The 20,923-nt window shown below is 55.5% G+C and carries 20 protein-coding genes and 2 pseudogenes; 12 read left to right on the top strand and 10 right to left on the bottom strand.

Features of this window, described 5'->3' with window-relative positions; genetic code table 11:
• The first annotated feature begins 3 nt into the window (after positions 1-3).
• The 8 genes from rlmH to lipA all read left to right on the top strand — a co-directional run bounded on the left by rlmH (position 4) and on the right by lipA (position 8,224).
• A complete protein-coding gene (gene rlmH, locus JNO11_RS05000) occupies positions 4-474 on the top strand; it encodes a 23S rRNA (pseudouridine(1915)-N(3))-methyltransferase RlmH (RefSeq protein ID WP_010258969.1) in 471 nt (156 codons plus the stop codon).
• A gap of 34 nt (positions 475-508) precedes the next feature.
• Positions 509-2,413 (top strand): peptidoglycan DD-transpeptidase MrdA, encoded by a 1,905-nt coding sequence (gene mrdA / locus JNO11_RS04995; RefSeq protein WP_010258971.1) that lies wholly within the window; start codon positions 509-511, stop codon positions 2,411-2,413.
• Between the two features lie 8 nt (positions 2,414-2,421).
• Positions 2,422-3,534 carry a peptidoglycan glycosyltransferase MrdB gene (gene mrdB, locus JNO11_RS04990; protein ID WP_010258973.1) on the top strand — a complete coding sequence of 371 codons (1,113 nt, stop codon included), beginning with the start codon at positions 2,422-2,424 and terminating at the stop codon, positions 3,532-3,534.
• 10 nt (positions 3,535-3,544) lie between these two features.
• Positions 3,545-4,642: an endolytic peptidoglycan transglycosylase RlpA gene (gene rlpA / locus JNO11_RS04985; protein ID WP_033756879.1), complete on the top strand. Its 1,098-nt coding sequence runs from the start codon at positions 3,545-3,547 to the stop codon at positions 4,640-4,642.
• A 131-nt stretch (positions 4,643-4,773) separates the two neighbouring features.
• Positions 4,774-5,985, top strand: coding sequence for a D-alanyl-D-alanine carboxypeptidase DacA (dacA, locus tag JNO11_RS04980; protein WP_010258977.1), 1,212 nt, complete (start codon positions 4,774-4,776; stop codon positions 5,983-5,985).
• 100 nt (positions 5,986-6,085) lie between these two features.
• Complete coding sequence (gene ybeD / locus JNO11_RS04975; RefSeq protein WP_003854030.1) at positions 6,086-6,349, top strand: DUF493 family protein YbeD; 264 nt, start codon at positions 6,086-6,088, stop codon at positions 6,347-6,349.
• An 80-nt stretch (positions 6,350-6,429) separates the two neighbouring features.
• A complete protein-coding gene (gene lipB / locus JNO11_RS04970) occupies positions 6,430-7,089 on the top strand; it encodes a lipoyl(octanoyl) transferase LipB (RefSeq protein WP_029519432.1) in 660 nt (219 codons plus the stop codon).
• 169 nt (positions 7,090-7,258) lie between these two features.
• The gene (gene lipA, locus JNO11_RS04965) at positions 7,259-8,224 is read left to right on the top strand and encodes a lipoyl synthase (RefSeq protein ID WP_010258979.1); all 966 of its coding nucleotides are present in this window, start codon (positions 7,259-7,261) and stop codon (positions 8,222-8,224) included.
• 113 nt (positions 8,225-8,337) lie between these two features.
• On the opposite strand, the gene tatE is transcribed toward lipA, so the two are convergent.
• From tatE to JNO11_RS04935, 6 genes and pseudogenes are all read right to left on the bottom strand, one after another.
• Entirely contained in the window at positions 8,338-8,541 is a 204-nt protein-coding gene (tatE, locus tag JNO11_RS04960; protein ID WP_010671272.1) for a twin-arginine translocase subunit TatE, read from the bottom strand.
• A gap of 92 nt (positions 8,542-8,633) precedes the next feature.
• Positions 8,634-9,404, bottom strand: a pseudogene (locus JNO11_RS04955) (amino acid ABC transporter ATP-binding protein).
• Between the two features lie 24 nt (positions 9,405-9,428).
• Positions 9,429-10,337, bottom strand: a complete 909-nt coding sequence (locus JNO11_RS04950) for an amino acid ABC transporter permease (RefSeq protein ID WP_325177031.1) — start codon at positions 10,335-10,337, stop codon at positions 9,429-9,431.
• On the bottom strand, positions 10,334-11,221 hold the full coding sequence (locus JNO11_RS04945) for an ABC transporter substrate-binding protein (RefSeq protein WP_010671270.1): 888 nt from the start codon (positions 11,219-11,221) through the stop codon (positions 10,334-10,336). Before JNO11_RS04945 ends, JNO11_RS04950 begins: the two co-directional genes overlap by 4 nt.
• A gap of 22 nt (positions 11,222-11,243) precedes the next feature.
• On the bottom strand, positions 11,244-12,032 hold the full coding sequence (locus tag JNO11_RS04940; RefSeq protein WP_187512307.1) for a deaminated glutathione amidase: 789 nt from the start codon (positions 12,030-12,032) through the stop codon (positions 11,244-11,246).
• Positions 12,032-13,000: an ABC transporter substrate-binding protein gene (locus JNO11_RS04935; protein WP_187491593.1), complete on the bottom strand. Its 969-nt coding sequence runs from the start codon at positions 12,998-13,000 to the stop codon at positions 12,032-12,034. The genes JNO11_RS04940 and JNO11_RS04935 overlap by 1 nt, the downstream gene beginning before the upstream one ends.
• Before the next feature lie 120 nt (positions 13,001-13,120).
• Here JNO11_RS04935 and JNO11_RS04930 point away from each other — a divergent pair, with 120 nt between their 5' ends.
• Positions 13,121-14,476 carry an aminotransferase class I/II-fold pyridoxal phosphate-dependent enzyme gene (locus tag JNO11_RS04930; RefSeq protein ID WP_033756872.1) on the top strand — a complete coding sequence of 452 codons (1,356 nt, stop codon included), beginning with the start codon at positions 13,121-13,123 and terminating at the stop codon, positions 14,474-14,476.
• Here JNO11_RS04930 and JNO11_RS04925 read toward each other — a convergent pair.
• Positions 14,454-14,885: a GNAT family N-acetyltransferase gene (locus JNO11_RS04925; RefSeq protein ID WP_010258992.1), complete on the bottom strand. Its 432-nt coding sequence runs from the start codon at positions 14,883-14,885 to the stop codon at positions 14,454-14,456. The genes JNO11_RS04930 and JNO11_RS04925 overlap by 23 nt on opposite strands.
• Before the next feature lie 228 nt (positions 14,886-15,113).
• Positions 15,114-15,323, bottom strand: coding sequence for a transcription antiterminator/RNA stability regulator CspE (gene cspE / locus JNO11_RS04920; protein WP_006118399.1), 210 nt, complete (start codon positions 15,321-15,323; stop codon positions 15,114-15,116).
• A gap of 1,298 nt (positions 15,324-16,621) precedes the next feature.
• Here cspE and JNO11_RS04915 point away from each other — a divergent pair.
• Positions 16,622-16,867, top strand: a complete 246-nt coding sequence (locus tag JNO11_RS04915; RefSeq protein WP_325177030.1) for a hypothetical protein — start codon at positions 16,622-16,624, stop codon at positions 16,865-16,867.
• A gap of 199 nt (positions 16,868-17,066) precedes the next feature.
• Here the strand turns inward: JNO11_RS04915 and gntT are convergent.
• Positions 17,067-18,384: pseudogene (gene gntT, locus JNO11_RS04910) on the bottom strand (gluconate transporter).
• Between the two features lie 293 nt (positions 18,385-18,677).
• On the opposite strand from gntT, the gene JNO11_RS04905 reads away from it, so the two are divergent.
• Together JNO11_RS04905 and JNO11_RS04900 are read left to right on the top strand one after the other, a co-directional pair.
• Entirely contained in the window at positions 18,678-19,502 is an 825-nt protein-coding gene (locus JNO11_RS04905) for an iron-containing alcohol dehydrogenase (RefSeq protein ID WP_325177029.1), read from the top strand.
• Entirely contained in the window at positions 19,478-19,828 is a 351-nt protein-coding gene (locus JNO11_RS04900) for a hypothetical protein (protein WP_325177028.1), read from the top strand. The genes JNO11_RS04905 and JNO11_RS04900 overlap by 25 nt, the downstream gene beginning before the upstream one ends.
• 165 nt (positions 19,829-19,993) lie before the next feature.
• Here the strand turns inward: JNO11_RS04900 and JNO11_RS04895 are convergent, their stop codons facing one another.
• Positions 19,994-20,830, bottom strand: a complete 837-nt coding sequence (locus tag JNO11_RS04895) for a Cof-type HAD-IIB family hydrolase (RefSeq protein WP_256849389.1) — start codon at positions 20,828-20,830, stop codon at positions 19,994-19,996.
• Between the last annotated feature and the right edge of the window lie 93 nt (positions 20,831-20,923).

Genomic DNA, 20,923 nt, shown 5'->3' with positions numbered 1-20,923 from the left:
TCGGTGAAACTGCAACTTGTTGCCGTCGGCACGAAAATGCCTGACTGGGTGCAGACCGGTTTTATGGAATATCTGCGCCGCTTCCCGAAAGATATGCCGCTTGAGCTGACCGAAGTGACCGCAGGTAAACGCGGTAAAAATGCTGATATCAAACGCATTCTTGAAAAAGAGGGTGAAGCGATGTTAGCGGCGGTCGGCAAAGGCAATCGCATCGTCACGCTGGATATTCCTGGTCATCCGTGGGAAACCCCGCAGCTGGCACAGCAGATTGAACGCTGGAAGCTGGATGGTCGCGACGTCAGCCTGCTGATTGGCGGGCCTGAAGGCCTGGCCCCCGCCTGTAAAGCGGCGGCAGAGCAGAGCTGGTCACTGTCAGCATTGACGTTGCCCCATCCGCTGGTGCGCGTGCTGGTAGCCGAAAGTCTGTATCGGGCCTGGAGCATAACGACAAATCATCCTTATCATCGTGAATGACCGATCAGCCCACATCAGACATGACAAGTAGCGGATGAAATTACAAAGCAACGCCTTTCGCGATTACAGCGCCGAACAGAAACTCTTTGTCCGTCGGGCCTTTATCGCCTTCGTCGGTATCTTACTGCTCTCTTCAGTACTGGTGGTTAACCTTTACCACCTGCAGATCCTTCGCTTTGATGATTACAGCACCCGCTCCAACCAGAACCGTATCAAACTGGTGCCTGTGGCCCCCAGCCGCGGCATAATTTACGATCGTACCGGCACGCCGCTGGCGCTGAACCGCACCATCTATCAGGCAGAACTGGTTCCGGAAAAAGTTGATAATCTGCAACAGACCCTGGAAAACTTACGCCCGATTCTTGAGCTGACTGACGACGACCTCGAAAACTTCCAGAAAGAGCGTAAACGCTCGCGTCGGTTCACCTCTATCCCGGTTAAAACCGGTCTGAATGACGTGCAGGTCGCGCGCTTTGCGGTCAATCAGTACCGCTTCCCCGGCGTGGAAGTTAAAGGTTACCAGCGCCGCTACTACCCTTACGGTGCCACGCTGACGCATGTGGTCGGCTACGTCTCAAAAATCAACGATCGTGACGTTGCACGCCTCGACAAAGAGGGCATATGGCCTAACTACGCCGCGACGCACGACATCGGTAAGCTGGGCATTGAAGCCTATTACGAAAATTTGCTGCACGGCAAAACCGGCTTTGAAGAGGTTGAGGTCAACAACCGTGGCCGGGTCATTCGCCAGCTGCATGAGGAGTCCCCTCAGGCAGGCCGTGATATCTATCTGACTATCGATCTCAAACTGCAGCAATATGTCGAGACCCTGCTGGCGGGCAGTCGCGCGGCCGTCGTGGTCAGCGATCCGCGCACCGGCGAAATCCTCGCCATGGTCTCAACGCCAAGCTATGACGCCAACATGTTTGTCGACGGTATTTCCAGTAAGGATTACCGCGGCCTGCTGGAAGATGAAAACCGTCCGCTCTATAACCGTGCGATTCAGGCTGCCTATCCACCGGCTTCGACGGTTAAACCTTATGTGGCGGTCTCTGCCCTGAGTGCTGGCGTGATTAACCGTAATACCAGCCTGTTTGATCCCGGCTGGTGGCAACTTCCTGGTTCAGAAAAACGCTTCCGCGACTGGAAAAAATGGGGCCACGGACGTCTGAACGTCACCAAAGCGCTGGAAGAGTCTGCCGATACCTTCTTCTATCAGGTTGCCTATGACATGGGTATCGACCGGCTGTCGGAGTGGATGAATAAATTTGGTTACGGCAGCCGTACCGGCATCGATTTACCGCAGGAGAGCGCCGGTAACATGCCGACCCGTGACTGGAAACAGAGACGCTTTAAAAAGCCGTGGTATCAGGGCGATACCATTCCGGTGGGGATCGGACAGGGTTACTGGACCGCCACGCCGTTGCAGATGAACAAAGCGATGATGATTCTGATCAACGACGGCGTCGTCAAGGTGCCGCATATGCTGCGCGCCACCCGCGAAGGCCGTACCCTGGTACCTTATCGCCAGCCGCCTGAAGCCCCGATTGGTGATATCCATTCCGGCTACTGGGAAATTGCCAAAGATGGCATGTATGGCGTGGCGAACCGGCCCAACGGCACCGCGCACAAGAGCTTCGCCGATGCGCCCTATAAAATCGCCGCCAAGTCCGGTACGGCTCAGGTCTTTGGCCTGAAAGAGAACGAAACCTATAACGCCCATAAAATTGCTGAACGATTACGCGACCATAAATTAATGACCGCGTTTGCCCCTTATGACAAACCTCGGGTCGCCGTGACCATTATCCTGGAAAATGGTGGCGCCGGTCCGGCTGTCGGCACCGTCATGCGCCAGATTCTGGATCACATTATGTTGGGTGATAACAATACAGTCCTGCCGGACGCCGCTCCTGTGCCGCCCGGTTATGAAGGTGAATAAACATGTCGATGCAAGATAGTCCGCAGAAACGTTCGATCTGGATGCGCATCCACATCGATCCGCTGTTTATGCTGATCATTCTCGGCCTGCTGACCTACAGCGCTGTGGTGATCTGGAGCGCCAGTGGTCAGGACCCCGGCATGATGGAGCGTAAACTCGGTCAGATCGCGATGGGGCTGGTCATCATGATTGTGCTGGCGCAGGTACCGCCGCGCGTCTATGAAGGCTGGGCGCCCTATCTCTATATTGTCTGCGTCATTCTGCTGGTGGCGGTGGATGCCTTTGGGCAGATCAGTAAAGGCGCTCAACGCTGGCTCGATCTCGGCTTTGTGCGTTTTCAGCCCTCTGAGATTGCCAAGATAGCGGTGCCTTTGATGGTGGCGCGCTTTATTAACCGCGATGTCTGTCCGCCAACGCTGAAAAATACCGGCATTGCGCTGATTCTGATCTTCCTGCCCACCCTGCTGGTGGCGGCCCAGCCCGATCTCGGCACCTCAATTCTGATTGCCGCCTCCGGCTTGTTTGTGCTGTTCCTCTCGGGTATGAGCTGGAAACTGATTGGCGTAGCCGTGTTGCTGGTCGCCGCCTTTATCCCGATTTTGTGGTTTTTCCTGATGCACGATTATCAGCGTGACCGCGTGATGATGCTGCTCGACCCGGAAACAGATCCGCTGGGAGCGGGTTATCACATTATCCAGTCGAAAATTGCTATTGGCTCAGGAGGTCTGCGCGGTAAAGGCTGGCTGCAGGGCACCCAGTCTCAGCTGGAGTTTTTGCCGGAACGTCATACTGACTTTATCTTTGCGGTTCTGGCCGAAGAGTTAGGCCTGGTTGGCGTGCTGCTGCTGCTGGCCCTTTATCTGCTGCTGATCATGCGGGGATTGGTTGTGGCAGCCCGGGCGCAGACCACCTTTGGCCGGGTAATGGCGGGCGGTTTAATGCTGATTTTATTCGTTTATGTTTTCGTTAACATTGGCATGGTTAGTGGTATCTTACCGGTAGTTGGCGTGCCGCTGCCGCTGGTCAGTTATGGCGGCTCCGCGCTTATCGTGCTTATGGCGGGATTTGGCATTGTGATGTCGATCCACACTCACCGAAAAATGTTATCTAAAAGTGTCTAAGAGGCTGCAGATGCGTAAGGAATGGCTTGGCGTTGCACTGGCATCACTGGTTCTGGCGGCCTGTACCACGCCGGAACCCCAAAATACGGCGCCGCCGCAACCGGCTTACAATGGACCGGTGGTGGAGATTCCAGGCGTTGAGCCACGTTATGAGCCGATCAATCCAGGCACCAGCCAGGATTACAGCGTGAACGGCAAAAATTATCGCGTCATTAAAGATCCGTCGAACTACAGTGAAGTCGGCCTGGCCACCTGGTACGGCGAAGAGGCGCAGGGCAACCGCACCGCTACCGGCGAAGCCTACGATCCTGATGCGCTGACCGCGGCCCACCCTACTCTGCCGCTGCCGAGCTATGTGCGCGTGACCAATATCGCGAATGGCCGTCAGATTGTGGTGCGCGTTAACGATCGCGGCCCTTACACGCCAGGACGCATTATCGACCTGTCGCGGGCTGCCGGTGACCGCCTGAATATCTCCAACAATTCGCGCGTGCGGGTTGATTACATCAAGGTCGCCCCAGACGGCTCGCTCTCTGGCCCCGGCACCATCGGGACCGTCGTGGCAAAACAGAGCTACTCTCTGCCTGCCCGTCCGGACCTGAGTGGTGGCGCGGTGATGAACGGCGGCAGCTCAGCACCCTCAGAGCCGCCTGCGCAAAATGTTGAGGCCATCAGCAACAGCACGCTGCAAAGCGGTGACAATATGGGCGCGCCGGTGCAGAGCAGCGGCTTTCTTGGTGCACCCCAGCCATTAGCGACCGGCGTACTGGAAGGTAACGAACCGCCAGCCGCCGCACCCGCCAGTTCCGCGCCGGCAGTCAGCAATGCTGCTCCCGCAGCAGCCAGCGCCGCGCCTGCAGCCAGCAGTGGTGGTGCCGATGGATATGTGGTGCAGGTCGGTGCGCTGAATGACCCGGCGCGTGCCCAGCAGATGATGAAAAGCCTGAGCCAGCGTTATGGCGTGCCCGGTAAGGTAGAAGACGCGGGCAACAATGTGTATCGCGTTCAACTCGGCGGTTACGCCTCCCGCGCCGAAGCGGCTGCGCTGCAACAGCGTCTGAGCAGTGAAGGCCAGGCCGCCTCATTTATTACTAACACGCGTCGCTGAACCGTTTATCAGACAGCTGCACGTTACGTCTGCTAACAACCCAATCATCACGCCCGGTGCCAGTTAATCTGGCATTGGGTATGATGAGTGACATTTTCAACCTCAAACTCACGGATGTTGTAGTCCTACACATGAACACGCTGAAATCATCTCGTTTGCTGAAACGCCTGACAGTGGGATCACTGATCGCTTTCTCTCTCAGCCATGCTGCTATTGCTGATGACGTCAATCTCAAGACCATGATTCCGGGCGTGCCGGACATTGATGCCGAAGCGTATGTCCTTATCGACTACAACTCAGGCAAAGTGCTGGCAGAGAAAAACGCCGATGCACGCCGCGATCCTGCCAGTCTGACCAAGATGATGACCAGCTATGTCATTGGTCAGGCCGTTAAAGCGGGTAAAATTCATCAGGACGATATGGTCACCGTCGGCCCGGATGCCTGGGCGACCGGCAACCCGGTGTTCAAAGGCTCATCGCTGATGTTCCTGAAGCCAGGCGACCGCGTGCCGGTTTCTCAGCTGACCCGTGGGATTGTGCTGCAGTCCGGTAACGACGCCTGTGTTGCAATGGCTGACTATGTTGCTGGCAGCCAGGATGCGTTCGTTAACCTGATGAACAACTACGTTAAAGCGATTGGTCTGCAGAATACCCACTTCCAGACTGTTCATGGTCTGGACGCGGAAGGTCAGTACAGCTCCGCGCGCGATATGGCGTTGATCGGTCAGGCGCTGATCCGTGACGTGCCGGAAGAGTATGCTGTCTATAAAGAGAAAGAGTTCACCTTCAATAATATCCGTCAGATGAACCGTAACGGTCTGCTGTGGGATACCAACCTGAATGTGGACGGCATCAAAACCGGTCACACCAACTCTGCCGGTTACAACCTGGTGGCGTCTGCGACTGAAGGCCAGATGCGCCTGATCTCCGCAGTCATGGGCGGTCATACCTACAAAGGCCGTGAAACTGAGAGTAAGAAACTGCTCACCTGGGGCTTCCGTTTCTTTGAAACCGTGGCGCCACTGAAAGCGGGCAAAGAGTTCGCCTCTGAGCCAGTCTGGTTCGGCGATAACGACCGTGTGCAGCTGGGCGTGGAAAAAGATGCTTACCTGACCATCCCACGTGGCCGCATGAAAGATCTGAAAGCCAGCTATGTGCTGACCAACACGGAACTGCATGCACCACTGAAGAAAAATCAGGTGGTCGGCAGCATCAACTTTCAGCTGGATGGCAAGACTATCGAACAGCGTCCGCTGGTGGTACTGAACGAGATCTCTGAAGGAGGTTTCTTTGGCCGTATCGTTGATTACATCAAGCTGATGTTCCATCACTGGTTCGGTTAAGCGTGGCGGGTGATTGAAAAATCACCCCTTCGCCCCCATTACACGATATTATGTTGCTCCCGCTCAGGCGGGAGCCTGTTTTTTATGCACCGGAGTTAATATGAAAACCAAACTGAATGAGCTGCTCGAATTTCCTACCCCATTTACCTACAAAGTAATGGGTCTGGCACAACCGGAGCTGGTTGATCAAGTGGTTGAAGTGGTGCAACGCCATGCGCCAGGCGACTACAGCCCTGAAGTTAAGCCGAGCAGCAAAGGCAACTATCACTCCGTCAACATCACTATCACCGCCACCCACATCGAGCAGGTAGAACGCCTGTACGAAGAGCTGGGCAACATCGAAATTGTGCGGATGGTACTGTAATTTACGGGTCGGCAAGGCGCCTCTGCCTGACGGTTTGCCGACGTTATCCTCAGCGTTATTTCCTTTAGCGGGCTATCGTTTTGTCAGTTGAAACTCTTCTTGTCCGCCAGTCAGGTCTGCGCGACTGGCAATCTGTCTCCGACGCCATGCATCACTATACCGACCAGCGCAACGACCAGAGTCGTGATGAAATCTGGCTGGTTGAACATCCTCCGGTCTTCACTCAGGGTCAGGCGGGCAAAGCAGAGCATCTGCTGATGCCAGGCGAAATCCCGGTGGTGCAGAGTGACCGTGGGGGTCAGGTCACCTATCACGGGCCAGGACAGCAGGTGATGTACGTCCTGATCGATGTGAAACGCCGTAAGCTCGGCGTACGCCAGCTGGTGACCATTCTGGAAGAGACGGTTATCGCCACCCTGGCAGAGTTTGGCGTCAGCGCCCGCGCCCGTGCTGATGCACCTGGCGTCTACGTCGGGGAAGAGAAGATCTGCTCACTGGGATTACGCATCCGTAAAGGCTGCTCGTTTCACGGTCTGGCGTTGAATGTTGCCATGGATTTGTCGCCCTTCCTGCGTATTAATCCCTGTGGTTACGCCGGCATGAGCATGACCCAGTTGAAAAATTTCCAGCCAGAGGTGACGACGGAGCAGGTACACTCTCCGCTGGTCAGCGCGTTTGCACGGCTGTCAGGTTATGAAAATGTTGAATGGATTTCAGGGGATCTCCCTGTTAAACCTTAACGCAGAATGCGAATTTACAAATATGTAACTTATCCGCGCTGACTGTGGCTGCTTCGCAGGCGATGTGATGATATAATTTTTGCACTTTTTTCAAATAAAGTTGAAAGCAGCCTTCCCGGTTTGAATGGGAACGCTTTCAAATCGCAATCCGACCGGAACCTGCTGATTTATGAGTAAACCAATTCAGATGGAACGCGGCGTCAAATATCGTGACGCAGACAAAATGGCGCTGATCCCGGTGAAAACCGTGGCTGTTGAACGGCAGGAGATGTTGCGTAAGCCGGAATGGATGAAAATCAAGCTGCCAGCTGACTCCAGTCGTATTCAGGGCATTAAGGCCGCGATGCGCAAAAACGGGCTGCACTCAGTCTGTGAAGAGGCATCCTGCCCTAACCTCGCCGAATGCTTCAACCACGGCACCGCCACCTTTATGATCCTTGGCGCAATCTGTACCCGTCGTTGTCCGTTCTGCGATGTGGCACATGGCCGCCCCAATGCCCCTGACGCTAACGAACCCGCTAAACTGGCGCAGACGATTGCCGATATGGGCCTGCGCTACGTGGTGATCACCTCGGTTGACCGCGATGATTTGCGTGATGGTGGTGCACAGCACTTTGCCGACTGCATCAGCGCGATTCGCGAAAAAAATCCGACGATCAAAATCGAAACGCTGGTGCCGGACTTCCGTGGCCGTATGGATCGCGCGCTGGAGATTCTTACCGCGACGCCACCGGATGTGTTTAACCACAACCTGGAAAACGTACCGCGCGTCTATCGCCAGGTGCGTCCGGGCGCGAACTACGAGTGGTCACTGAAGCTGCTTGAACGTTTCAAAGAGGCGCATCCTCACATCCCGACAAAATCGGGTCTGATGGTGGGCCTGGGCGAAACCAATGCCGAAATCGTTGAAGTGATGCGCGATCTGCGTCGCCATGGTGTCACCATGCTGACGCTGGGCCAGTATCTGCAGCCGAGCCGCCACCACCTGCCGGTTCAGCGCTACGTCAGCCCAGCTGAGTTCGATGAGATGAAAGAAGAAGCGATGGCGATGGGCTTTACCCATGCCGCGTGCGGTCCGTTTGTCCGCTCTTCCTATCATGCGGATATGCAGGCCAAAGGCGAAGAAGTGAAATAAGCACGCTTTTGCTTTAGAAAGCCCGAAAAACAAAAAACCAGACTGGAAACAGTCTGGTTTTTTTTATCTGTGCCTGAAATAAAAAGTAACAGTTATTTGCAGCAAATAACCGATTAATCTTTATGAACGACGCGTTCTGCCGGCACGTCTTCAGCCGCAGTTCGGGTTGCGCTGGTATCTTCATCTTTCATGGCTTTTTTAAAGCCCTTGATTGCGGAGCCCAGATCGCCACCCAGTGAGCGCAACTTGTTGGTACCAAAAAGCAGTACGATAAGCGCACCGATAATCAGCAGCTTGGCAATACTGATACCTTCCATATTTAACCTTTCAACTTTATCGAATCACGGTGACTGATATTTACGCGCAGTTTGCCTGCGGCGACAACTGGAATCTGTAACAGAGTAAGATCTCAGATGAAGCGACTAAGGAACGCCTGGGTGCGCGGATGCTGTGGATTCGCGATCACCTCTTCAGGCGTGCCCTGCTCCACCACCACCCCCCATCCATAAAGACCACGCGATCGGCGGCTTCCCGCGCAAAGCTAATCTCATGAGTCACCACGATCATCGTTAATCCCTGGTCGGCCAGGGTACGCATGGTCGCCAGCACTTCGCCCACTAGTTCCGGATCGAGCGCGGAGGTCGGCTCATCAAACAGCATCAGCTGCGGCTTAATCGCCAGCGCCCGCGCAATCGCCACACGCTGTTGCTGTCCCCCCCGAGAGGTGACGTGGCCAGGCGTCCGCTTTATCGCTTAACCCCACCGTCGCCAGCAGCGATCGGGCATGGGCCATCGCCTCCTGACGCGGGAATTTATGCACGCCGATGGGCGCTTCAGTGATGTTCTGCAGCACGGTCATATGGGGGTAGAGATTGAACTGCTGAAACACCATGCCAATTTTCTGGCGCTGACGGGCGATCTGGCGTGGCGACAACCGGTGCAGCACATGCCCTTTAAGTACATACCCGATCTGCTCATCACCGACCCGAATCGATCCGGCGTTCATCTCTTCAAGATGATTGATGCAGCGCAGAAACGTGGATTTACCGGAACCAGATGGCCCGAGGATCACCACTACTTCACCGGGCCAGACATCCAGATCGATCCCTTTCAGAACCTGATTGTCGCCGTAATTCTTCTGCACGTTGCGGGCGCAGACCAGGGGTTCACGCTGACTCATTGCTCCTCCTGCTGGGGTTGCACGTTAGCCGCGATGGTGGCGCGTCTGGGGGGCGCTGGCCACCCGACGAGTGCCACGCGCGTAGTAACGCTCGATGGCGGACTGGCCCAGATTGAGGATCGAGGTGATCAGCAGATACCAGATCACCGCCACCATCAGCATCGGGATGATCTCGAAGGTACGGTTGTAGATCGCCTGCACCGAGTAGAGCAGATCGCCCATTGCGATCACGCTGACCAGCGACGTCGCCTTGATCATGCTGATCAGCTGGTTGCCGGTGGGTGGAATAATCGATCGCATCGCCTGAGGAATGATGATGCGCCGCAGCGCCCGTGAACGACTCATGCCAAAGGCCTGGGTAGTCTCTACCTGACCGTTATCCACCGACAGCAGACCGGCGCGAATAATTTCCGCCATATAGGCCGCTTCATTCAGCGCCAGCCCGGCAATAGCGGCTGTCAGTGGGGTGATCAGATCGTTGGTGTTCCAGCTGGCCAGCGTGATATCGGTCCACGGCAGCGTCAGCGACAGCGCCGGAAACAGCGTAGAAAGGTTGTACCAGAAGATCAGCTGTACCAGTAGCGGCGTGCCACGAAAGAACCAGATATAGAGTCCGGCAACGCCGCGCAGCAACCGGTTCTCAGAGAGCCGCCAGACACCCAGCAGCAGACCGAGCAGCGTGCCGAGCACCATCGACACCACTGTCAGCCCCAGAGTGACTTGCAACCCTTTGAGCACGGATCCTTCGGTAAACCACTTGAGTACCACCTGCCATTCAAAATTAGGGTTGCTCGCCACCAGCCACAATAGATTGGTGCCGATCACCAGCACTAAAATCCAGCTGATCCAGCGTCCGTAAGTGGGGGCGCTGCGAGCGAACGCCACGTCGCGCAGCTGTGCCTCGCCGCTGTGCAGATGGCGCGGCGGGCTCATTTGCTGGCCTCTTTCGCCAGATTCAGTCCGGGTGCGGTGGTCATGTTGCCCTCAAGCTGCCACTTTTTCATGATGGCCGCATACGTTCCGTTCTGATACAGCTCTTTGTAGGCATCCAGCACCACCTGACCCAGCGGCGAGCCTTTCGGCACCACCGTGCCCTGGAAAATATCGCCAAAGCCGTTTTTCTGCCCTTTGCCCGCCAGCTCAAGTTGCCCTTTCGCCTGATTAACAAAGTAAGTCAGCGGCGCCTGTGATGAGAAGAACGCATCGGAGCGTTTAGAGCGTACCGCCAGAATTGATGAAGGCTGATCGGTAAAGGCCTGCACCGTCACGGCCGGTTTCCCGTCGGCCACACACCGGGCTGACTGCTTACGGATAACCTGTTCCGCAGAGCCAGCGGCCATAACGGCAATGCGCTTGCCGCAGGTATCGTCCAGCTGATTGATTCTGGCCGGATTGCCCTTCTGCACGCCAAACACCACAAACTCCTGCACAAAATCGATGAAATCCACTTTCTGCTGGCGGTCCGGATAATCACCAATCGGCCCAATCGCCAGCTGATAACGACCCGCATTGATGCCGGTGAGTACGCCTGATAAACCACTCACCGTCGCATGCTCGATCTTCACACCCAGCAGTTGTGCCAGCGCAGTCGTTAACTCCGCCGACGCGCCCTCCATTGAGTGCGGGCCATTCACAATTTCATAGGGCGGAAATGAACCGTTATTCACTGAAATCATTTTGCCCGATTTTTTGATCTCATCTGGCAGCCTGTCATGCAGGGCCTGGTCAACTTTTTGCACCGGAATAGCGTCGGCAGCCTGCGCCAGGGATGCAGTCAGCCCCAGCGCCACGATTAAGGCGGTTGCTCTCTTCGTCATAATGGATTCCTGGTTCAGCGGATCAGTTGAGTTCGGGACGGGCAAAGCGCCGGTTTTCCAGTACCGGCAGCACCCGGCGGGCATAGGCGACGCGCTCAGGATCGAGATCGGCAAACAGCAGCGCCGGCGATTCCGCCGCATTCGCCACCGCTACGCCCAGCGGATCGACCACCAGGCTGTTGCCGATATTGCGCGGGCCGCACTCCCCCACCGCCACCATATAGCAGGTGTTTTCCAGCGCGCGGGCACGGGTAAGCAGTTCCCAGTGCATCTCTTTCAGCGGACCTTTAACCCAGGCGGCAGGCAGCACCAGCACCTCTGCACCATCCAGCACCAGCCGACGCGCCAGCTCCGGGAAGCGCACGTCATAGCAGGTCATTAATCCGACTTTCATACCCGCGACCTCAATCAGCGGCGGAATGACGTGGCCGGGATTGACCCGCTGCGACTCCTGCATCGCAAAGGCATCGTACAGATGCAGCTTTTCATAGGCGGCGATGATCTCACCGTTGCGGATCGCTACCAGCACGTTGAGCGCTTTTTGCTCCCCGGTGGGAACGTGAATGCTCATCATGGTGGTCAGCGCAGTCTGCTTGCTGGCGGCCAGCAGCTGGCTCAGAAAAGGGCCATCCAGCGGCTGCGCCGCCTTCAGCACTAAATCGGGGTCGGCTATATCACGTGCCAGCACCCCTTCCGGCAGTACCAGCAGATCGGCGCCACCTTCTGTCGCCCGCTGCATTAAGTCCAGACAGATACTGGCGTTCTCCTGCCATTCGCGGCTCACCGCAAATTGTCCCAGTGCTACTTTCATCATTTCTCTTCTCCCGCAGCGGCCGGAAACATTGCTTCCGGCGTCAGTACCTGGTGAGTCAGCCCTTGCTCATAGAGCTCGCGACCAAAGTCCGCAATCATCTTTCTGTTAACGCTAAAACCATTCTGATTCCAGTCAGCGGGCAATTCCTGCGCAGTGCGTCGCAAATCGTCCAGCAGCCACGGCGTGGTGTCGGCATATTTCTCTCTTTTCTGCATCCACAGCCGGTAAGAGCGATCGATGACCTCACTTAACGCCGCAGGCAGCCACGGATGCTCCGCCGCCAGTGCCGGTTTCAGCGCCAGAATGTGGATGCCCGGCACATAGCCGACACGATTAAAGTAGTCCCGCTCCGCCTGATAAAAATCGGTCTGCAGCTGACGTAATCCCGAACCCGGCAGGAAAAAGCCCTCCGGCATAAATGGCGTGAAGATGGCATCCAGCTCACCCGCCTGCAGCATCTCTAGCAGCGGTCGTTCGTCAGGCGCGGGTTCAATGCGGCCCGGGCGGCCAAATCCCGCCAGCCGATCGACAATCGGATGATCGGCAGTAAGACGACCGGCATACCAGAACACATCATCGATTTCGACGCCTGCTTCACGCAGCACCGTGCGTGTCCAGGTATTGCCCGAATCCTGCCAGCCGGTGACGCCGATTCTCTTACCTTTCAGCTGCGCAGGCGTGGTGATGGGGCTGCTGCTGGTGGTGATAATGCAGCGCTGGCGGAAGCCGCGCATCAGGAAGTGTGGCAGGCCAAGTAGTGTTTCGTCTCCTCTGGCCCGGCCCTGAGCATAGCGGCTGAAGGAGACTTCGCCCGCGTCATAGTCGGGGCTGGTCGCCAGATCATTCACAAGTGTGCCGACGCGGTCGATCTGCAGTTCAAAACCTTCTGGTCTGATATCGCCCAGCGCCAGCGGGGTAAAGTAGTCCCAGTCGCGTACCGCCAGTCTGATGAGTAGCCTTGCCATGATCTCTCCGTTTACGCTGCACCGTCGGGACGGGGCATAAAATAGTGCTTGAATTTGATACTAGATCCGGAATACTTACCTGAACAATCATTAATTTGTTACTGAACAAAGTATTTTCTTATGACAGAGAGCGTCGACCTCAACTGGTTTTGCAGCCAGATAAAATCGCCTTCAGTGAAAGGCATTGCACAGGCAGCCTCCGCGCTGATTCGTGACGGACAGATCGCGACAGGTATGCAGATGCCTGCGGTGCGCGAGATAGCGGAGCAGCTGGGTGTCAGCCCGGCAACCGTTTCTGCTGCCTGGGCGCAACTAAGAAAGCAGAAAGTGCTGGCGGGCAAGGGGCGCAGTGGTGTCTGGGTCAGTAGTAATACGGTGATGCCGCGTCCGATTCGCTTTGAGAAGATCGGCAACTACGGTGATAACATCCGCGCCGATCTGACCCTCGCCGCGCCCGACCCCGCCCTGCTGCCTGACCTGCAGCGTGCGCTGCAGGCGGCCCTGCACTCACCGCAGCTCAACAGCTACACCCGTGAGGCGATTTCCGCGCCGCTGCTTCAGGCGATCGCGCCGCGCTGGCCCTATGCTGCAGAGGCGTTTCTGGCGACAGATGGCGGTTTTGACGCGATGAATCTGCTGGTGCAAACCCTGGTCTCGCCGGGAGACCGCGTGATTATTGAAGATCCGACCGCGACCCGGCTGCTCGATATACTGGATAACGTCGGCGCAGAGATTCTGCCGCTGGCGTGTGATGATCAAGGCCCGCTGCCAGAGGTTCTTTCTCTTCTGCTGGAGCAGGCACCGGTAATGTTGATCTATCAGCCCCGCACCCACTCAGCCACCGGGAACAGCATCAGCCCGGCGCGACGTCAGGCAATGGCGCAGGTTCTGCAACAGAGCAACACACTGATCGTTGAGGATGATGGTATTGGCGATCTCTCCGCGGAGGCGAGCTGGAGCCTGGGTTCAATCTTTCCTGAGCGCACGCTGCACGTCCGTTCGTTTTCCAAAGCCTATGGACCGGATCTGCGGCTGGCAGTGCTCTCTGCCACCTCGGAGATGGTCAGGCGCATTCAGTCATGGCGAAATTTTGGCGTCAGCTGGACCAGCCGCATTCTGCAGGATGCGGTGGCGTGGCTGCTGGAGGATGAGGAAACGCAACGGCAGATCGCCACCGCACGCGCGACCTACCGGCAACGGCGTGAAGCGTTGCTCGCGGCGCTGGCACAGCGTGGGCTTGATCTGCCGCTTCGCGACGGATTAAGCCTCTATATTCCGGTGACTTCAGAGCAGTTTGCCATGATCACGCTGGCTGCCCGCGGTATTGCGGTCGTACCAGGCGAGCGCTGTCGGCTCGGCCCAACCCAATTTATTCGCGTCAGTATCGCCAGCCTCAGGGATGAACAGCGGGAGATGATTGCCGGGGCGCTGATCATCGCCAGCGGACGGGAAGTTAACTCGCTTGCAGATCTTTGATGAGATAACAGGGGGATTCAACATAGCCTTCGCGGGCGTAGAACTGGTTCGCCTTGAGACGTGACTGATGGCAATGGACTTCCATGCGATCGCAGCCACGACGAGCCGCCAGCATTTCGGCATGCTGAATCAGCTGCTGGCCGACGCCTTTACTGCGCTCACCTTCTGCAATGCAGAAATAGCTGATGCGGGCGAAATCACCGGCCAGCGCCAGCTGAGGAATAAAATGTAAGGAGAGAAACCCCAGCACCTGACTGCCATGTTCAGCCACCAACAGCGCTTCACTGGGATCGCTGCATAACTGCGCCAGGCGCTGTTCAATAAAGCTTTCAGTGCCGCCGTAGCCTAACTCGCTCAGTAATGCACTCAACGCAAAACTGTCTTTCAACTCTGCCTGACGTATGTTCATCCTGCCTCCTCACTCACCGGGTTCTGTCGCACAGTTATATAGCGTCGCAAGCCAAAAAGCTGCATATCGGGTTGTTATAAATATGTTACGGTTATTTAGTGTGAACCGCCGCGCAGTTTGTGCGGCAACACGCCGAGAGTGAGAGTACGACAGGGGGGGATGAAGCGCAGATTACAGCCATAAAAAAAACCCGCCATAAGGCGGGTTTTTAGAATTCTGACTGTTAACTTACAGACTGATAACGTTAGCAGCAGATGGGCCTTTAGCGCCGTCGGTGATTTCAAACTCTACGCGCTGACCTTCAGCCAGAGTTTTGAAGCCGTTGCTCTGGATTGCAGAGAAATGTACGAATACATCTTTGCTGCCATCTTCAGGAGTAATGAAACCGAATCCTTTAGATTCATTAAACCACTTAACGTTACCTTTGATCTTAGACATCTATATTACCTTTACATGAAAAATGGACACTAAACTGTGTCGGGGTCTAGTACAGCAATTGCTGAGGGATTTGTCCAGCATGATTTGATGAAAAAGTGATAAATATCGACATTCTGTACATCCATCACACTTTCCTGCTTTTCGACTTGCGAAACATCGCTCAACGCGTATCAGGCGCAGAGCGGGTATCGGTCGCTAACCTGCTGGAAACGAAACCCTTTTTAATTTTAAGCGGTTACGTTACTGACGTTAAAAAGAAAAATCTGATTAAGATATATTCCTGTTCTTAATGACGTTTACGCCGCTAAAAAAGACATTTTTTTTCTATCATCCAGACGGTAAGTCCCATGACCTTAAACCCGTTTTTCTGCTTTTTCAGGCCTGCGTCCTGCCAGTGGCTATTTATTGTACGATAAATCTTAAATTCACTGGCGCAGATCCCGCTCCCTCGCCAAAAAAAATGAGTCGGCTGTGCCATTATCATCAGTCATGGCAGGCTATTCGCGGATATTTTAGCCAACAACTAATAAACACTGATCTGGATCAATGAAATGCTTTTTAGTGGCCGAATGCGCATTTGGCAACAAACAATCAAAAGTATAAGAAACTACTTTTCTTATCGCAGTGCGAAATAATATTGCCGCGCAATAGATAAAGTCCGCTTAACCTGTCAGGCACAGGCATCCGTTAATGCTGAGTAAAAGGAGGGTGAGACACAGGATGGTGATGAAGATACGTTGCGGTCAATGTGGAAGCGCCCGATTCGTTTTTACTGATTACCGCGAGGGCCAGCGAAACTTTCATGGTGCCTGCTGCGCATACTGTAAGAAACCTCTGGGCTCACAGGATCTGCTGCCCAATACGCCGATGGATCCCATTACAGACGCTCTGTTGGCCAGCCAGAAAACATTGCGGGCACCTGATTAGGTGCCCGCTGTTGCTGAAGCGTTAACAGATATCAGAAAATCAGTTTGAACACCCCTGTCAGGGTCAGTAAGCCAACGATAAAAATGATCGCAATAATCCACAGAATAATTTTCATTTCCTTTCCCCTCACCAATTAAACACTTTTCCTGTAAGCATTATAGACAGGAAAATGCGCCCTGCCGCTTCACTTACGGCTCAACTGGTCATAAGTTCATCAACCCTGAGCTTTATTTAAATTCTGAGATAACGATCGCAACACCACTTTTTAACGGCTCTCTTTCTTCGTTTTACAGAACACTCCTGGCTAAAATTTAGGCGGCAAGGCAGGCCTCAAGAGTGATGAGATTGAAAATGAGTCGCGAGGAGATCTTATGAGCACGATTAATACCAGCATGGGCCGCTACAGCCTCAAGGCAAAAAACAGCGGTAACCACATCAAAGGGACTTTCGCCATCAACGATGAAGGCGGCACGCGGCTCTCTCTGCAGGAGTTTGACGAGCACTACCTTGATGATGTGGTGAATAACGTTATCTACCCCGTTACCGGTGGCAACCGTGACATTGCACACGCGCTGCGGGAACAGATGGTGAAAGCCGGTTTTGAACCGCCTCATTAACGTGGCAGATTCAGACTGAATCTTCTCTGTCAGGCCGCACCTTGCGGCCTTTTTTTATGCTGTCTGTCCCGCACATCCCGCCTTTCCGGTTTAACCGGCAACAGGGGCAGCAAGCGCGACGGGATGTTCAAAGCTCAAAGAGGCAGCGGGAGAAACGCGAAAGCGGAGAGCCGCTGGCAGGCTTGCCAGCGGCCAGAGGTTAAATCGCCCAGGAGAGCAGCAGGCAACCCACCAGACCACAGACCGAAATAATGGTTTCCAGCGCCGACCAGGAGCGGATGGTTTCGCCAATCGTCAGGTTGAAATACTCTTTGAACAGCCAGAAGCCCGGGTCATTAACGTGCGAGAAGATCACGCTACCGGACCCTACGGCGATGACCATCAGTTCCGGGCTGGCGCCGCTGGTAACAATCAGCGGTGCCACAATTCCCCCCGGCGGTAATGGCCGCTACCGTGGCAGAACCCAGAGCAATACGCAGCACCGCGGCAATCGACCAGGCCATAAAGATTGGCGACAGCTGAGTAGAATGCATCATGCTGGCAATGTATTTATCCACGCCGCTATCCACCAGCACCTGTTTGAAGGCACCACCACCGCCGATGATCAACAACATCATGGCGATGATTTTGATCGAGTCGGTCAGGGTATCCATGACCTGTTCCATCGTGCGGCCGCGATTCAGTCCAAAGGTGAAGATTGCAATCAGCACCGCAATCAGTGTCGCCATCACCGGGTCGCCAAAGAACTCCGCATAGGGCAGCAGCACATGGCCTTTAGGCAGCAGCATCTCTGCCACCGCACGCAGCGCCATCAGCACCACAGGTACCAGTGCCGTCCAGACGCTGACGCCAAACCCCGGCATTTCCGCCTCGGTAAAGGTTTTCGGGTTATAGAGACCCTCAGGAATCGGTTTGTCGATGCCTTTCAGGAAGCGGGCGTAGACCGGACCCGCCAGAATCACCGTAGGAATACCCAACAGCGTACCAAACAGCAGCGTTTTACCCATGTCAGCGTTAAACAGCGTCGCGATTGCGGTCGGGCCAGGATGCGGCGGAAGAAAGCCGTGCGTCACGGACAGGGCAGCCGCCATTGGCACCCCGACATAGAGCAGCGGCACACGTGCCGACGCCGCAACGCTGAACACCAGCGGCAGCATCAGTACAAAGCCGACTTCATAGAACAGCGCAAATCCGACGATAAAACCGGTCAGCACCAGCGCCCACTGAATATGCTTAGTGCCGAATTTTTCAATCAGGGTGGTGGCAATACGCTGCGCACCGCCGCAGTCGGCCAGCAATTTACCGAGCATGGCACCAAAGCCCATGATCAGCGCCAGGCTGCCCAGCGTGCCACCCACGCCCGCTTTGATTGAGGTAATCACTTTATTAACCGGCATGCCCTGCATCACACCGACCGCCAGCGCCACCAGGATCAGCGCGATAAATCCATTAAGCTTAAAGCGAATCATCAGCAGCAGCAGTAACGCGACGCCAATCGCCACATAGAGTAATGGCATAGCTTTTCTCCACCTTGTGCACTGAACATCATTCAGTGTCGGTTTATTATCATGATCCCCTGAGGGCTACAAAACAGTGCGCTGTAAGATGTTTACACATCCCGACAAACGCTGTTACCGATAACATGTTAAGGGTAACATCAGCAGGAAAGCACCACCCCGCCGGGGGGTGAATTTCTGTTTTGCGAAGGTGATCAACTTTTTTGCCAATGCGTTATCAGAAAGTTTGCCAGTCCCGGCGCCTTGCTTTTCGTTACACTCAGATTTTAGCGAAATGTAAAAAGGATGCGCTGGTGAGTGAGAACCTGAGTGAGCTGTACAGTAATCAACGAACCCTCTTTGGCCGGGGCAGCCTGGATAAACTGGTGCCGCTGCTGACCGCCCGGTCACAGCCTACTCTGCTGTTTTGTGGACAATCTTTTCTGCAAGGCCCCGCATATGCCCGGCTAAAAGCCGGACTCAACGATCATATTATTGGCTATGAAATTGTCAGCCATGAAGCCTCACCCGCCGAGATTGATGGCTGGGTTGCGCGCTGGCGCGGTCATGTGGATCGGGTCGTCGCGATTGGCGGCGGGAGCGTGCTGGATGCGGCGAAAGCGTTTAGCGCGATGGTGCAACACCCATTGCCAACCGCCCGCTATCTGGAAAAAGTGGGTGACACCGCGGTTCAGCCCATCACGTTGCCGCTGATTGCTATTCCGACCACCGCCGGTACCGGCAGTGAAGTGACGCAAAATGCGGTAGTGACTGATCAGCGTGACATTCAGATAAAAGCGTCACTGCGCCACCCGGTCTTTGTGCCGGAGGTGGCAATTCTCGATGCCGATCTGCTGAAAGGTGCGCCTGACCGGGTGCTGGCGACCTGCGGTATTGATGCGTTTACCCACCTGTTTGAAGCGTATCTCTCCGGCAAAGGCAACCTCTTTACCCGACAGCTGGCGCTGACCGGCCTGCATCAGTTTGTTCAGGCCTGGCCTGCCCTTAATCGTGAGGATGCTGCTGGCGACGCGGCACGGGAAGCGATGATGATGGCGTCGTGGCTGGGCGGTGTCAGTCTCAGCAGTGCGGGTCTGGGGGGTGATCCACGGTATTGCGGGGGGAACTGGGCGCGATAAAGCCGTTCCATCACGGTGAAGTGTGCGGACGTCTGCTGTTTCCGTTCCTGGATCTGTTGTCCGACAGCGAACAGCCGCTGCAGCGTAAGCTAATGGCGGAACTGCACCCGCAGCTCTTCAGCGAAACCACGGACTCACCGGCGCAGTTTCTGAAACAGTGGCTGCAGCAGCAGGCGATCACCCCATTCTGGCAGGATGGCCCTTCACTGAGCCGCGCCGAGGTGGAGTGGATTCTGGCGCGAGCCAACAGCAAAAATTCGCTGGTGAATTACAGCCGCGAACAGATGCAGATGATGATCGCGCAGGCCTGGGAAATCACGGCGTGATCAGGAGCCGCGTTGCCCGCATTCGCTGACCAGGCACAACCGGGCCTGCCAGCCTCGCCCGGCTTTGCTGCTCCTCAGCGCTATCCTGTTGCACCCGCTCTCTGAGCCAGGCGGCTGGCTGAATCACGGCGCTAACCGCCCTGGCTTAATCGCAGCGCCAGACGGCTAAGCCTGCATGGCGCTAAAAGGCCCCTCACCTGCCAGCATCTGCTCAATCACCTGCAGCACGCCCTGCTCGTTGTTAGAAGGCGCGGCATAGCGTGCCGCCTGTTTCACCCGCTGTGGCGCGTTGTCCATGGCAAAACTGAAGCCAGACTGTCTGAGCATCTCCAGATCGTTACCGCCATCACCAAAGGCCAGCACCTGGTCGTGCGAGATCCCCCAGCGTTGTGCCAGCAGATCCAGACCGTGCGCTTTATGATTCCCCGGCACGATCAAATCCACCGAGCCGTGACCGCTTGAGGTCGCTGCCACACGCCCCTGATGCAGACGTTCAATATCCGCCATCAGTGGCTCGATATAGTCATCAGAGAGATTCAGCGCGAACTTAAACAGCCGGTCATGCTGCACCTCATCCAGATGATGAATCGGCTTCAGCCGGTGACAGTAATGGCGCATCTTCTTAAGCCAGTTCTCTTCCATGCCGTCGAAGTACCAGGCGCTCTCCCGGCCACACAGCAGGTAACGCAGACCCGGATAGTCGCCGTTTTGCAGGGTATCGATTACCGCTTCAACATCGCGGCGTTCAAAGGCACCGCAAAACAGTTCCTCATCACGATCGATAATCCATGCGCCGTTTTCGGCTACAAAGGCGATATCGCTGGCGATCTCCGGGAAGAATGATTTGAGCTGGTAATACTGATTGCCGCTGGCCACCACAAATTTGATGTCACGGGCGGTGAGTTGCTGATAGCAGTCGAGAAAGCGGGATCGATTGTACTGCTTGTTATCGTCCAGAAAGGTGCCATCCATATCTACCGCAACCATCTTAACCGTCGTCATCATGACTCCTTACACAGGGAATTTTCAGCGTGGAGTGTCAGGATAGCCGCTGGCGCGGCAAAACGGAAAGAAAGTGGGATGGCCGCAGCCATC

Source organism: Pantoea sp. 1B4, from assembly GCF_016925765.1.
Classification (GTDB): domain Bacteria; phylum Pseudomonadota; class Gammaproteobacteria; order Enterobacterales; family Enterobacteriaceae; genus Pantoea; species Pantoea agglomerans.
This window is presented reverse-complemented; position numbering and strand designations above follow the sequence as displayed.